The following is a 14,702-nucleotide window of genomic DNA, read 5'->3' as shown; positions in this document are numbered from 1 at the left end:
GAGGAATCGGGTTACGGTCTTTCGGGATTATCGGTCAGCGTCGGATAAACCCCGGCAGAGAAAGTCCACACGGAAGCGTCCCAACCGACAATAGGCGTCCCCGAAATGAACCACACGGCATCTTTCTGTTCGGACTGTCCAGCGACATTCACTGCCGGATTTTTTTGCCCCCGGCCCAGACCGCCGATCATCCCCTTGTCCGCTTCGTAGTAACAACCCTCCACCCCGGAGGTATTCGATCCGCCGGACCCGGCAATGGCCGCATAGCGGTTGGCATCCGTTGCAAGATACTGAGTAAACTGGCCTGTGTTGTAACAATTCTTCACGACGAAGCCTTTCGTATTGATATTTCCTACGATACCTCCGGTATTACCCGTCGAACCCTGAGCAACGATCTCGGCACGGTTGTAACAATTCTCTACGGTACCCGTGTTCATGCACCAGCCGATTACGCCGCCCGTCTGGCGGTAGCCGTCGATACGTCCCAGATTGAAGCTCTCGCGGAGGGTCGCATCGCCCTGGAAACTGCCGACCACGCCGCCGATACGGACCACCGTGGTACCGGTCTTCGCCATTTCCCCATAGTTGGCACAACGCACAATGTCGATATTTCCCATCGTCGTTCCCAAAATACCTCCCGAATTGCCCTGATAGGTGATCTTGGCATAGTTGCGGCAGTCCGCAATCAGCACGCGGGCCTCTTCCGAAGATCCGTCTGCCTGTCCGGCAATACCGCCGACGTTGTTCACGGCTCCCGAGCCCTCGGAGGTGATCTCGCCGCGGTTCACGCAATTCTCTATCGTCACGTTGCCGCCGGCGACAACAGAAACGATACCGCCTATGTTGCCGGGCCCAGAAGCAGCCCCTTTCAGAGTCACGGAACTCTCGCAGCCGCTGATAAGCGTGAAATCGGCACAACGGCTTACGATACCGGCCACATACCCTGCCGTGCCCATCGCCGTGCCGGAAACGAAAAGATTCCGAATCTCGGCCTTGTGATCGGCGTCCGTACCGCCTACATGGCGGAAGAGTGCATGCCCGCAAGTCACACCGTCAAGGCTCTCCGCTCCGGAAGAGGCGACGGTAAGCCCGGTGACGTTCTTTCCGCCGCCGTCGTAGACGCCTGCGAACTTGCAGGCCGCCGAGCCGATGCCGACCCAATTACTAAACTCCGACAGCGAAATATCGGTCGTTTGGAGGAAATAGAATCCCGCATAATCATCCCCCTCGTTAACCGTCGCCGCAAGTCCCGACAGATGTGCGGGTTTGGCAATCCGGATGGGGCGTTCGGCCGATTCGCCGCCGAACGACTCGAAGACGGCATGCCAATGTTCCATCTCCATGCAAACACTCTCCTCGCCGATGGTGAAACGCCCGCCGAGATAGATGGAACTGCCGCCTTCGGGCGTCACGCTGACAAGGGTATATTTACCCGCCGGCAACGCTTCATCATAGCTGATGGAGGTGTTCGAGTCCATGACAGCGACACTGCCCGAACGAGTCAGGTTCTCCCCGGAAGCCGGAGCAATCAGCAGCGATGCGTTACCCAACGGCAGCGTTCCATCCATACCCTCGATCGTCAGATTGTATCGGGCCGGGGCACGCAGTTGTGTGACGGTCAGCTCCGCGCAGAGCTCCGGATCTGCCACGGGAACAATACGCAGCGTAGCCGCTCGCGACTCCTCGTCCGTATTTTCAAGAATCGAGAACACAGCCTGTCCCGAACCGGTGAAGGGTTCGGAGGGGCTGACGACGGAAGCCCATCCCGAAGCGCCGGAGACAATCTCCACCTCGGTCCGCCATTCGAGATTAGCCGTTACTTCGATCGTATAGGCCCCGACGGCATCCGACGGAAGAGTGACACTGCCTGCAGGTTCGATCAGGATCGAAGGCGCCGCACCCAGCTGGGTGACGACGACCGCCGGAGCGGAAAACTCCCGTCCGCTGCGGGTCGAACGCCCCGTAACGGAAATCGAAGTCGAACGGGTGTCGATCGTCTCGTTTTCCGAGAGGGAAAAAATAATGCGTCCGATGCCCATACCGCTGTCTTTCTCCAAGGTCAGCCAGCTCCGGTCGGCTTCAGGTACGGAAGCCTTCCATTCCACATCGGAGGAGGCTTCGACCATCACGATAACGTTCATGGCCTCTGCGTTGTCTTTGTTCACCCGTTCCGCCAGGACGTTGAATTTCGAGGCGGCATCGTCCTCTTTGTCGTCGCAGCCCGTGAAGAACGCTCCCGCGGCGAGGACGAAAAATAACATAATAAACCTTTTCATATCTGGTCAGTAGTTTTTAGGTTCGTTATTCAAACACCGGCGTTTCGAGGTTCGCCACTTCGAAATTTCCCGCCGACATCCAGTTGGCCGCAGTCAGGCGGGTACCGTTGATCGTCACGTTGTCGAAGACGAAGCCGTCGAACTTCTCTTTCGGATCGTTCCCGGTGATGTAATTCTTAAAGCCGGTCTCGATATTCATCCGCACTTTCCAGTCGCGCAGTGTGAGGCCATGGATCGGACACGGGCTGAACGGATGGGGCGAGATGCGGAATACAAGCGGAACGGCCGTTTCGGTCACGAGGTCCTCGATGACCCAGTTGCGCAGATACCCCGTCTTGCCCGCCTCATATTTGTCCCCCACGCAGCTCAGCACCCCGCGGTTGATCTCCGAGTTGTTCCACTCGGCATGCAGGATGTCCACGCGCCGGATCGCCACGTCGGCCGCCGTGGCACCGCCCCAGCTCATCTGGATGCAACCGCCGTTGTTCAGCTGCCAAAGCACCATATCGCTGAAAGTAATGTTGTCGCGGTAAGCCTTGATATTGTCATCGTTCGCCCAGACGAAACAGTTGGAAACCGAGGAACCCGCGAATGCCGAAATACCGTCGCAGTTATAGGTCCAGGCACCGATGATCTTCGTCCAACGGACGGTGTTGTTCCTGCCGATAAGCCGCACGGAGAAATATTTATTGTCGGCAAGGGTGATTCCCTCCACGGTGATATTGTCACTGCCTCCCGTGGCCTCGATCATGTGCGACTCGCGGTATTTCATCCGCCCCTGCGACAACACGCCGCGACCGAAAATCCGCACACCGGGACGTCCCTCCATAATGATCGAACCGTAAACCCACGCCCCGCCTTCGAGATAGATGTCGCGAATGTTGGCCGGAACCTTATAAACGCCTATATCATGGACGCCGGGCCGGAAGTAGAGTCCCGTCGCCGAAACGGGGACAGCTTCCACATCGGCTGACGTGGCGTTTTCGAGTGCCGCATACCCGGCATCGTCCGGAGCGGGAGCATCCTCTTCCATCGGATCGGCGAAGAGCATCAGCCCGTTCTTATAGCCGTTAAAACCAATCTCCACCGAACATTGGCCGGGCTTCGTAAGCGTGAAACGCACCACATCACCCTCTACCGACGGAGTGACGCCGTAACGGGAAGGCAGCACTTTGACACCGCCGAAAAAGGGCACCTTCTGACGGTCGAGCACCCGAACCTCGACTTCAACCCGGCCGCGGAACGAGAAATTCGCCCAACTGATGCTCCGCCCCTTGAAAATCCCGAGCGGATAGGAATCGGTCGGCGTCATGTCCATATAACCGGCCTGATAGACCGGGCAGGAGCTTTGGAATACGGGAATGGTCTCCCGCTCGTCGCCCTGGATGAGCGTCACGGAGTAGATCGTCGAGCGCGGCACGCCGGGATAACCCTCCGGGTCGTCATAGGATGCCAGCTGCCATTCGGAAACAGGAATATCCGGACCGTCCGGGCCGTCGGGACCCGGCTGGGTCTCGTCCTTTCCACAGGCTCCGAGTAACGAAAAGAGACAAATTGCAGTAAAAAAGTAGAGTTTTCTCATACCGATTCGATTTTATCATACTATCAATCTCCGGCTACTGGATCTTATCGGGCCGTCGGTTTCACTTTCAGCGAACAATCGTCGATGCGAAGCGTCATGTGCCGATCCTCAGCACCCCGGAATCCGATCTCCACGACCAGCAAATCCTCGCCGCCGCTCGCCACGCCGAGTCCCACCCGGGTCCATTCGGGTTTATCCCCGAAAGTCACCGACGCCATCTCCCGGCCGCCGGGGGTCAATACCCGCACAACGCCTTTTCCGCCGAATCCTCCGCCCTCGGTCCGCACGAAGCAGCTCAGGCGATATTCACGCCCCGGAGCGACCCGGACCAGCTGCCGGACCCCGGAGAACAGGCGCGTATTGGCTCGCGGATAACCGCTGCGGAACCACGACCCAAGCAGGGCATTGCAGAAGCCCGTCCGGGCCCGGTTTTCGGCCACACCTTCGATACGGCCTACACGTTCCACGGGAAGGATATGATTGTTTCTCAGGTCCGAGAAAAAACTCCATGCGGGGTCATCATTCTCGAAGCCGGGGTCGGTAAGCAGTTCCAGACGGTCCAGTTCCGCCGCCGTATAACGAGCTCCCGTAAGCGGACCGGGCGTCTTCGACGACTGATATTCCGTGCGCCGCAGGTCTGTGCCACGAACCGGAACGACGATCCACTCCTCTCCGTCGAGCTCCTCGATACGGCCTCCGAAAGAGGGAATCACCCGTCGGGCCACGTCCAGCGTAAGGGCGACCATGTCGTCGAAGGTCCGTGCAAAGTATTTGAACCGCCGCCGGCGATCGAGCGCAGCAAGCAATTCCTCATCCACGGCTTTCATGCCGCGCGAAGCGAGCAGTACGCCCGCCGCGATCGAGGCGTTGCAGTCCGAATCCTCAGACCCCTGCACAGCGATATGCATGGTCCGGTGCAGATCGCCGCCGCCGTAGAGCAGCGCCATTACGCTCATCGCCGCCATCGACTTCGAATCGAGGTTGATACCCTTCCGCACACCGCCGTAAGGCCACGCAATCCAGTTATTTTCTTCATTCCACCAATACTTGTCCATGATGAGCCGCCACGTATGCTTCCAGTCGTCGGGATAAAGACGGTGCCAGCGAACGACGTCGCGCACTGCTTGAGCAAGCAGACTCTGTTCGGGGATCGACCGCAATGCCGTGTCGACGATGCAGTGCAGGTCCTCCGTGAAAAACGCCTCGCAGTACATCGCCCCGACGAAGACCCCGCCGTAAAGGCCGTCGCCGTAGCAGCGGTCGGAACCGAACGTCGCGGCGAAGCGCACGGAAACTGCCGGAAGACCGGGAGCAGCGATGCCCGAATAATCGGCTCCGCAGGTATAGCCGCAACCGTCCGACGTAGGTTTATAGTGCGGATGGCCCAGATCGGGAGGGGCGATGCCGTCCTGCGTGACGAGTGCATTGCGTCCGCCGTATTCGAACTGCCGGTTCAGCCGTTCGAGACAAGCCTGCCGGGAGGTAATCTCCGGGCCGTACTCCCAGAGCAGTTCGAGCGAGAGCAGCGACAGATAGAGATCGTCCTGATTGTACCCCTCGTTGACCATCTCCGGCCGCCAGGGCTGCATCATCGAATCGGGAACCAGCCGGTGGCTGTACCTGAATTCGGTGGTGATGCCCCACCCTACGCCGGCCATCTTTCCCAACCAAGCCGCACGGACCTTGTCGGCGTATTCGGACAATGCTATACGCCTCTCCCGGACAGCGCCCTGCGCAGGCAGGAGCGCCGCCAGAGAGAGAAGCATCGCAAGGCAGAGAGCATACTTTTTCATCGCCACCCCTCCATCGGGTTATTTCGTTGTATAGACGACCACATCTTGCAAGACCACATTGGCTTCCGCAATGGGATTGAGCCACAGAATCGTCATCGTATGCTTGCCTTCCGGCAGATCATAATTCCAATAGATGTCGAATTTGCGGCTGGCGAAATCGGCCGGCATGCGCACGATCTCCTTATTACCGTCGATAGTCACGGCCAATTCCGCCACATAGTCCTTCGGACAGAGGTTTTTCTTCGAATTGACCTTGCCCCTGCAAACAATGGCCGAGCCATCGAAATCATACGTGTAGAGTTTCTTGAAATTCTTGTAGTTGACGCTCCGTTTTTCAACGAGCGACAGCCCCTCGAAGCTCTGCTCCAAACGCACGGGTTCGGGTTTCTGAATCTTGATAACCACCTTGTCGCCATCGACCGTGCCGCCGTTTCGCTCGATCATCTTCAACGCATGGTCAAAACTCATCCGGTAGACCTTGTTGAGCGAAATATCGGTATGGTCGAAATTCAGGTCCTCGACCTCGCGGATATTTTTAAGCCACTTTTCGGAAATACGGCTGTAACCGAGCATCGTGCCCAGGATACCGCCTGCCGTGGCGGGATTGCAGTCGGAATCGGCGCCGCAACGGGTCGAAACCTCCAACGTGCGGTCCATGTCGCCGTCGCCGTAGAGCAGCCCCATCACCACATAGGCCGAATTGAGCTTGGCGTCGATGTTGAACGGTGCCTTGGTACCCTGCGGACAGTTGATCTCATCGGCCCACTTGTCCTCGACCAGCTGCCAAGTCGTTTTCCAATCCCTATTCTCGCTGCACCATGCGATCACGTCCTGCATGCACTTGTAGTAATTGCTCCCGGCAGGAATTACCTTCAAGGCTTCCGTCACAACGGTATGGATGTCGTCATATACGAATGCCGAAGCATAAAGTGCCGCCACGTAGACGCCGCCGTACCACCCGTCGCCGTAGCACATGATATGTCCTACCTTGTCGCAGATCTCCGAAGCCGAATTGACCATACCCGGAGCCATCAATCCCGCGAAATCGGCCTCGATCTGGAAATCGATGTCGTCGGCATGCGGGTTGTTTTTCCAATGGCCGCTCGCGGGAGCGGAAATCCCGTTGAGAATGTTGTAGCGTGCCGCCTGATTGGCGTGCCACAGTTTATAGCCCGCATAGGCGAAGGCATTGGCCAAGGAATCCACCGGCACGTCGAAATCGTATTTGTCAAAGACCTCGACAAACGTAAGGTCCATGTAAATATCGTCGTAGAGACCGCCTTCATTTTCGTAGTACCATTTGCAGTAACCGTCGGGCCATACGATCTCCACGCTGTCGGGGATCATACAGCCGTTATACCGGAATTCCGTCGGGCCGCCATACGTGCAGCCGAAGGTCTGGGCGGCCCAGCCGCCCTTGATTTTGTCCAAAAGCTGCTCGCGGGTGAGCGTTTTGGTCGCCGTATCGGTATTGCAGGAGACTGCGGCCAGGATCGACGCGAAAAGCAGGACGGTCGTAATCAGTTTGATTTTCATACGAATGCGGATTAAGGGATTAAGATCGAAGAGTTAGTTTCCACCGGCGGCGATAATGAAGCCCAGGCCGGCAATAAAGAGAGCAAACATGGCCGCGAGCAGATAGCCTACCGATCGTCCGGCACCCTTGAACTCTTTCCAGATAAATACGCCCCAAACAGCGGCAATAAGAGGTGCACCCTGCCCCAGCGCATAGGAAATGGCAGCTCCGGCCTTGCCGGCCGCAATGTAGCTGAATGCCGTACCCAGACACCAGACTGCGCCTCCCAGCATGCCCACCAGGTGAGTCGGGGTCGTACCCTTGAAATATTCCTTATAGGCAACGGGCATTCCGACGAACGGACGCTTCATGACGTAAGTGTTGAAGACAAAGTTACTCAGCAACACTCCGATTGAGAAGATGAAGATCGCCGAATAAGGCGTCAGCATACCGACGGTCGGATCGCTGAAATTGTCGAGGTCCATCGCCGCAGCCACGAAACGATAGAAGAAGGCCATCAGCACACCCGCCAGCACCGCCAGCAGAATCCCTTTGCGGTTGTCGGCTCCGCGCTCCCTGCCGGCATTCATTTTGCCGGAGGCAATGCCGTTGCAGACAATGGCCGCCACAATCAGCGCCACACCGAGAAAGAGAATTACGGGATCGCCTTTCGGCGCACCGATATAATTGACGATCACGCCGATCACCAGCGCCAGCCCAACGCCCAGCGGAAAGGCCACGGCCAGACCGGCCAGCGACACCGAAGCCGAAAGCAGGATGTTCGACGCATTGAAAATGACACCGCCGAGGATGACGCTGCCGATACCCTTCGGATCGGCCTGTGCGAGGTCTTCGAGGAAGGGACGACCCTCGCTGCCGAAACTGCCCATCGTCAGGCCGATCAGGAGCGAAAAAAGCACCATGCCGATGACATAGTCCCAGTAAAAGAGTTCATACCGCCAGGTCTTTCCGGCCAGTTTCTGGGTATTACCCCACGATCCCCAACACAGCATCGTAACGAAGCAGAATATGACGGCCAGGGCGTAACTGTTAACGACAAACATAATTCAGAAGTTTTAAGTGATTTATTTGTTGGTTGACATTCATTGCATCAGAGCATCGACCTCGCTGCGGGTCGGGATGGACGACTGGGCTCCCATGTGCGTCACGGAGATCGAAGAGGCCGTCGTCGCGAACTCCAAGGCGGAAACGAGCTCCCGGCCTTCAGACAAAGCGACGCACAACGCTCCGTTGAATACATCGCCGGCGGCCGTCGTATCCACGACCTCGACGCGGCGGGCCGGAACCCGGACACACTGCGACGCATTTTTCAACAACGACCCCATCGCCCCCATTGTAATCACCACGTTCTCCACGCCGGCGGCCAGCAGAATATCGGCAGCCCGCTCGGCATCCTCCCAACTTTCGACAGGGATACCGGTCAGTAACTGGCTTTCGGTACGATTAGGAGTAATCAGGTACAACTTGCGCATCAACTCCGGGGAGAGCTTCGCCGCAGGCGCCGGATTGAGGATTACTTTTGCACCTTCGGCTACGGCCACTTCGGCAGCATACTCGACAGTTCCGATAGGCACTTCCAACTGCATGAGTACATATTTCGCCTTGCCGATTCGTTCCCGCACGGCGTCAATGTCGTTCCGGCTCAAAGCGCCGTTGGCCCCCGAAGCGACCACGATACAATTCTCGCCTTTACCGTCCACGGTAATCAGCGCCGTTCCCGAGGGAGCCTCTTCATCAACGAACACGAAGTCGGTATTCAAATTGTCCTTCGCATAGTTTTCGAGCGACTTCTCGCCAAACAGGTCCTTGCCAACGCGAGCCACAAAAGTCGTACGTCCGCCCAGCCGCGACGCCGCCACGGCCTGATTAGCCCCCTTGCCGCCGGCGGTCATCATAAAGACGCCGCCCAGTACGGTTTCGCCGGGTTCAGGGATACGCTGTGTTTTAATGACCAGGTCCGTATTGGAACTGCCTATTACTACGATTTCTTCCATTTTATATGAGGTAAATTATGATTTTCAAATCGAAAAATATTTTTCCAAATCACTGTCATAAATTACGCAAACGCTTGCGCAAATAAGAAAAAAGAGAGCGCCCAATCAAGAGCACAACTGCAAACAGGGTACCCGGAACCGAAAAGCATACGGATTTTGTTGCTGGGATATGACGACACTATCTTCGATCCTCAAATCGGCGGAGAGAGCGAAAAGGGGAAATGAACAGCCCGAAACAGAGAATCCGGGCGAATCACAGCCGCATGAAGCCGGACAAGTGCAGAATCGATTCATGGTTTAGGTCGGTAGTTGGTTAGGCAAGCATTTATGCAAGCGCTTGTGCAAACTTAAATATATATTTTCGAAATAAAAAATTTTCAGCCCGATTTTTTTTATTTTCGAATGAATTTTCGATTTTTATTTCTCCCGGATTTGTCGTATCTTGCCTAAAATATGCAGACATACACCATGGCAAACGAAACACTCGTCACCATTTCGCAAAGAACCGGATTCTCGATCTCCACGATCTCCCGCGTATTGAGCGGGCAAGCCGAAAGATACCGTATCAGCGCAGCAACGGTCCGGCTCATCGAGGAAGAGGCCAAACGCTGCAACTATATCCCCAACCTGCTGGCCAAAGGACTGACGACACGCCGGACGAACATCATCGGACTACTCATTCCGAGTGTCGATAACCCTTATTTCGCCAATATCGCCAGCGTGGTCATCCGTCAGGCCAAAACACAGGGATTCACTACAATGATCGTGGACACGATGGAAAACGAAAAGAACGAACAACAGGACGTGCTGTCGCTTATCTCACGCAAAGTCGATGGCATCATCATCGTCCCCTGCGACCGGGACCCCGCCTTTTTGGAACGGATCAGCAAGCACAATATTCCCATTGTGCTCATCGACCGCTACTTCAACGCCACGTCGCTCCCCTATGTCTGCACCGACAACTACCAAGGCGGCTATGAGGCTACGATGCACCTCATAGGGCTCGGACATGAACGCATCGCCTGCATTCAAGGCGTGCCCTATTCGATGCCCAACAAGGAACGGGTCAGGGGTTACCGCGAGGCGCTACGACAGAATAATCTGGAAATAAACGCCCGCATCTCGGGAACGGATTTTTCAGTACAAAATGGGTACTTGGAAACCAAATTACTGCTCAATGGACCGTCAATCCCTACGGCGATCTTCACGCTCAGTAACACGATCCTGCTGGGAGCCGTCAAAGCCATCCGCGAGTCGGGCTTCCGCATTCCCCAGGACATATCAATCATCTCCTTCGACAACAACACCTACCTCGATTATCTCGATCCGGCCGTTACCCGCGTCAGCCAGCCTACCGAAGAGATCGGTATCCTCGCCGTCAAAATCCTGACGGAAAGCATCGCCGACAACAAAACGGGAGATACCCAGATCCTGATTCCTCCGAAGTTGATCGTCTGCAATTCGGTTTCCCGATTGGCCGTTCTCGAAAAATAACGGCCGGAGTTCACACGCTTCCGAGATGACCCAGGCAAGTTCATCTCAACGTAACGATCCGAATTATCGGATCGTTACGCATATCTTAATTTCACGGCAGAGTCCCCAAGCAACACCTAAGCCCACAGGGCTTCGAGACGCCGGGCGACGATCTCGTCCGTGATGTAATCGTCGTACTCCATATAGCGGTCGATCATGCCGTTGGGTGTAAGTTCGATGATACGGTTGGCGACCGTATTGACGAACTCGTGATCGTGCGAACTCAGCAACACGTTACCCTTGAAATTAATCAGCGAATTGTTGAACGCCTGGATGGATTCAAGATCGAGGTGATTGGTCGGAGAGTCCAGCAGGAGCGTATTGGGCTGCTGGATCATCATTTTCGCCACCATGCAGCGCACCTTCTCGCCTCCGGAAAGCACGCAGACCTTCTTGTGAATCTCCTCGCCGCTGAACAGCATCTTGCCCAGATACCCCCGCAAATACAACTCCGAGGTATCGGACGAGAATTGCGCCAGCCAATCGACGATCGAAAGCTGACTCTCGAAATAGGGAGCGTTGTTGAGCGGGAGGTAGGCGTAATTGATCGTCGTGCCCCACTCCACAACGCCCGAATCGGCCTTGTCGTCGCCGACAAGAATGTCGAACAGCGCCGAAACCGCCCGCGGATCGCGCGCCAGAAAGGCGATCTTGTCACCCTTCTCGACCGTGAAGCTGACATTGCTGAACAGCCGTTCGCCGTTCACGGTCTTGCTCAGTTCTTCAACCCCGAGAATCTTCGTGCCGGCCTCGCGTTCGGGCTGGAAGATAATGCCCGGATATTTGCGCATCGAAGGTTTGATCTCCTCTATATTGAGCCGTTCGAGCATCTTCTTGCGCGAGGTCGTCTGCTTCGATTTGGCAACGTTGGCGCTGAATCGCTGGATAAACTCCAACAACTCCTTTTTCTTCTCCTCGGCCTTCTTGTTCTGGTTCTGCTGCTGGCGCAGGGCGAGCTGACTCGACTCGTACCAGAAACTGTAATTCCCCGAAAAGAGGTTGATGTCGTTGTAGTCGATGTCAACAGTATGCGTGCACACTGCGTCGAGGAAGTGACGGTCGTGGGACACAACCAGCACCGTATTTTCGTAATTCGAGAGGTAATTTTCGAGCCAGGCGATCGTCGGCCGGTCGAGGTCGTTGGTCGGCTCGTCGAGCAGCAGGTTGTCGGGTTTGCCGAACAACGCCTGCGCCAGCAGTACGCGCACCTTCTCCTTGGCGCTCAGATCGCTCATCAACTGGTAGTGCAGCGCCTCCCTGACCCCGAGACTGCTCAGCAGGTTGGCGGCGTCGCTCTCGGCGTTCCAGCCCTGCATCTCCGCGAATTTCTCTTCGAGTTCCCCGGCCCGCAGCCCGTCCTGCTCCGAAAAATCGGGCTTGGCATACAACTCCTCCTTCTCCTTCATCGTGTTCCACAGGGGCTGGTGTCCCATCAGCACCGTATCGAGGACCGTATATGCGTCGTACTCGAAATGGTCCTGCCTGAGGACCGACAGCCGTTCGCCTGCCCCGAATGCCACATTGCCCCTCGACGGGGTTACCTCGCCGCTGAGGACTTTCAGGAACGTGGACTTCCCCGCCCCGTTGGCTCCGATCACACCGTAGCAGTTGCCCGGAGTAAATTTGAGATTAATATCCTTGAAAAGAACCCTTTTTCCGTATTGTACCTCTAAATTTGAAACTGCAATCATCCTTAAAATCCGTATTTGAGACTGCAAAAGTAGCCCAAAAGAACGAGGAAACCGCACCGAAATCAAAAAATCGTCAGAAACGAACCCCCGCAGCAGTCGGAAACAAACCCGGAAAAGCGAGGTATCGCAGGCCGGGTTTACAAAAAATTTTAATAACATATCCGGTTTCAAACGCGATGCCGGAGGCAGTTTCCAATTAACATTCCGAAAAAAAACGCACGATTCGAATTACGAATCGTCAGCGCTCCGGAGCGGCGGGAATCGGCGCCCGGGCGAAAGATTCCCAAAAATTCGACCGAAAAAAGACCTATTTGACAATATTATTTAATATATTTGCATAATGTAGGATTCGGGTCGGCACGGACACGGACGAATTCGCACCGTCCCGCCCCCCTTTCCCCCAATTATTGTGAAATCGTTGTTACTAACCCTAATCTGAAATCAAAATCATGGAACAAACAAAAGTGCGGGAGTTGCAGGATGTCGTGATACGCTTCTCAGGCGATTCGGGCGACGGCATGCAGCTTACGGGCACGCTCTTTTCCGACACTTCGGCGCTGCTGGGGAACGGCATCTCGACCTTCCCCGACTATCCGGCCGAAATCCGCGCCCCGCAGGGCACCGTGGCGGGCGTCTCGGGATTCCAGGTACATTTCGGCAACCACCGCGAACTCAACCCCGGCGATTACTGCGACGTGCTGGTGGCCATGAACCCCGCGGCGCTCAAAGCCAACCGCAAATGGCTCAAACCCGGCGCCACGGTCATCCTCGACGGAGATTCGCTCACCGAGGAACACCTCAAAAAGGCCGGATTCGCAACACTGGACCCGCTGGAAGAGCTCAAACTCGACGAATACAACGTCGTGGTTCCCGACATCACCTCCATGACGCGCGAGGCGCTGAAAGAGACCGGACTCGACAACAAGGCGATCGTCAAGTGCAAGAACATGTTCGCGCTGGGCATCTGCTTCTGGCTGTTCGACCGTCCGGAGGACTACGCCCTGAAATACCTCGACGGCAAGTTCGCCAAGAAGAATCCCGCCGTGGCCGAGGCCAACAAGCTGGCCATCGCGGCAGGCTACAACTACGCCGCCAACACCCATCAGTTCGCCAACAACTACACCGTGGCCCCGGCTCCCCGCGAGAAGGGCACCTACCGGTCGATCAACGGCAACGTCGCCACGGCGTGGGGCCTGTGCGCCGCCGCCGAGAAGGCCGGACTGCCGCTCTTCTGCGGTTCGTATCCGATCACTCCGGCGACGGTGATCCTCGAGGAGCTGGCCAAGCGCAAGGACCTCGGGGTGAAGACCGTGCAGGCCGAAGACGAAATCGCGGGCATCTGCACCGCCATCGGAGCCGCCTTTGCAGGCAACTTCGCCGTGACGACCACCTCGGGACCGGGCCTGTCGCTCAAAAGCGAGGCGCTGGGTCTGGCGGTGATGACCGAGCTGCCGCTCGTGGTGGTGGACGTACAGCGCGGAGGCCCCTCGACGGGACTCCCGACCAAGACCGAGCAGAGCGACCTGGCGCAGGCCCTCTACGGCCGCAACGGCGAATGCCCGGTGATCGTCGTGGCTGCGTCGTCGCCCAGCGACTGCTTCCACTACGCCTTCGAGGCCGGACGTTTGGCTATGGAGCACATGACGCCCGTGGTCCTGCTGACCGACGGATTCATCGCCAACGGCTCGGAGCCGTGGCGCATCCCGTCGATGAAGGACTACCCCGCCATCCAGCCCCCGATCATCGACGAGGCCCCCGAAGGCGGATTCATGCCCTACGTGCGCAACGAGAAACTGGCCCGCGGCTGGGCGTTCCCCGGCAAAGTGGGTCTGGAGCACCGCGTGGGCGGATTGGAGAAGGACTGCGTGAAGGGCTGCATCTCGCACGACCCGGCCAACCACCAGAAGATGACGCGCACGCGCGCCGAGAAGGTGGCCAAAGTCGCCGAGGACATCCCGGCGCAGAGCGTCTACGGCGATGCCGAAGGCGATCTGCTGGTCGTAGGCTGGGGCGGCACGCGCGGCCATCTGCAAAATGCCGTGGACGAGATGCGCAAAGAGGGCAAAAAAGTCTCGCTGTGCCATTTCAACTACATCAACCCGCTGCCGAAGGGCGTGCGCGGGATCTTCTCGAAATTCGGAAAGATCGTCGTCTGCGAACTCAACGAAGGCCAGTTCGCCAACTACCTGCGCCAGAACTTCCAGGAGTTCCCCTACGAACAGTACAACAAGTGCGAGGGCCAGCCCTTCACGGTTGTAGAGCTTAAACAGAAATTCGAATCCTTATTGAAGTAACC

The 14,702-nt window shown here is 56.8% G+C and carries 9 protein-coding genes; 2 read left to right on the top strand and 7 right to left on the bottom strand.

Features of this window, described 5'->3' with window-relative positions:
* Nucleotides 1-11: 11 nt before the first annotated feature.
* Genes NQ519_RS12315 through rbsK form a run of 6 tightly spaced genes read right to left on the bottom strand, consistent with a single transcriptional unit; the run spans nucleotide 12 to nucleotide 9,182 of the window.
* Nucleotides 12-2,276, bottom strand: a complete 2,265-nt coding sequence (locus tag NQ519_RS12315) for a BACON domain-containing protein (protein ID WP_083871024.1) — start codon at nucleotides 2,274-2,276, stop codon at nucleotides 12-14.
* A gap of 25 nt (nucleotides 2,277-2,301) precedes the next feature.
* Nucleotides 2,302-3,858 carry a glycoside hydrolase family protein gene (locus NQ519_RS12310; RefSeq protein ID WP_019150854.1) on the bottom strand — a complete coding sequence of 519 codons (1,557 nt, stop codon included), beginning with the start codon at nucleotides 3,856-3,858 and terminating at the stop codon, nucleotides 2,302-2,304.
* A gap of 44 nt (nucleotides 3,859-3,902) precedes the next feature.
* Entirely contained in the window at nucleotides 3,903-5,651 is a 1,749-nt protein-coding gene (locus NQ519_RS12305; protein ID WP_083871028.1) for an ADP-ribosylglycohydrolase family protein, read from the bottom strand.
* 18 nt (nucleotides 5,652-5,669) lie between these two features.
* Nucleotides 5,670-7,187, bottom strand: coding sequence for an ADP-ribosylglycohydrolase family protein (locus tag NQ519_RS12300; RefSeq protein ID WP_019150856.1), 1,518 nt, complete (start codon nucleotides 7,185-7,187; stop codon nucleotides 5,670-5,672).
* A gap of 33 nt (nucleotides 7,188-7,220) precedes the next feature.
* Nucleotides 7,221-8,231: a GRP family sugar transporter gene (locus tag NQ519_RS12295; protein ID WP_019150857.1), complete on the bottom strand. Its 1,011-nt coding sequence runs from the start codon at nucleotides 8,229-8,231 to the stop codon at nucleotides 7,221-7,223.
* Between the two features lie 39 nt (nucleotides 8,232-8,270).
* On the bottom strand, nucleotides 8,271-9,182 hold the full coding sequence (rbsK, locus tag NQ519_RS12290) for a ribokinase (RefSeq protein WP_019150858.1): 912 nt from the start codon (nucleotides 9,180-9,182) through the stop codon (nucleotides 8,271-8,273).
* Between the two features lie 468 nt (nucleotides 9,183-9,650).
* Between rbsK and NQ519_RS12285 the strand changes: the two genes are divergently transcribed.
* Complete coding sequence (locus tag NQ519_RS12285) at nucleotides 9,651-10,676, top strand: LacI family DNA-binding transcriptional regulator (protein WP_026076551.1); 1,026 nt, start codon at nucleotides 9,651-9,653, stop codon at nucleotides 10,674-10,676.
* 116 nt (nucleotides 10,677-10,792) lie between these two features.
* Here NQ519_RS12285 and NQ519_RS12280 read toward each other — a convergent pair whose 3' ends face one another.
* Nucleotides 10,793-12,406, bottom strand: a complete 1,614-nt coding sequence (locus NQ519_RS12280; RefSeq protein ID WP_026076552.1) for an ABC-F family ATP-binding cassette domain-containing protein — start codon at nucleotides 12,404-12,406, stop codon at nucleotides 10,793-10,795.
* 449 nt (nucleotides 12,407-12,855) lie between these two features.
* Here NQ519_RS12280 and NQ519_RS12275 point away from each other — a divergent pair, with 449 nt between their 5' ends.
* Nucleotides 12,856-14,700, top strand: a complete 1,845-nt coding sequence (locus NQ519_RS12275; protein WP_019150861.1) for a 2-oxoacid:acceptor oxidoreductase subunit alpha — start codon at nucleotides 12,856-12,858, stop codon at nucleotides 14,698-14,700.
* Nucleotides 14,701-14,702 lie beyond the last annotated feature (2 nt).

It is taken from the genome of Alistipes senegalensis JC50, from assembly GCF_025145645.1.
Taxonomy (GTDB): domain Bacteria; phylum Bacteroidota; class Bacteroidia; order Bacteroidales; family Rikenellaceae; genus Alistipes; species Alistipes senegalensis.
This window is presented reverse-complemented; position numbering and strand designations above follow the sequence as displayed.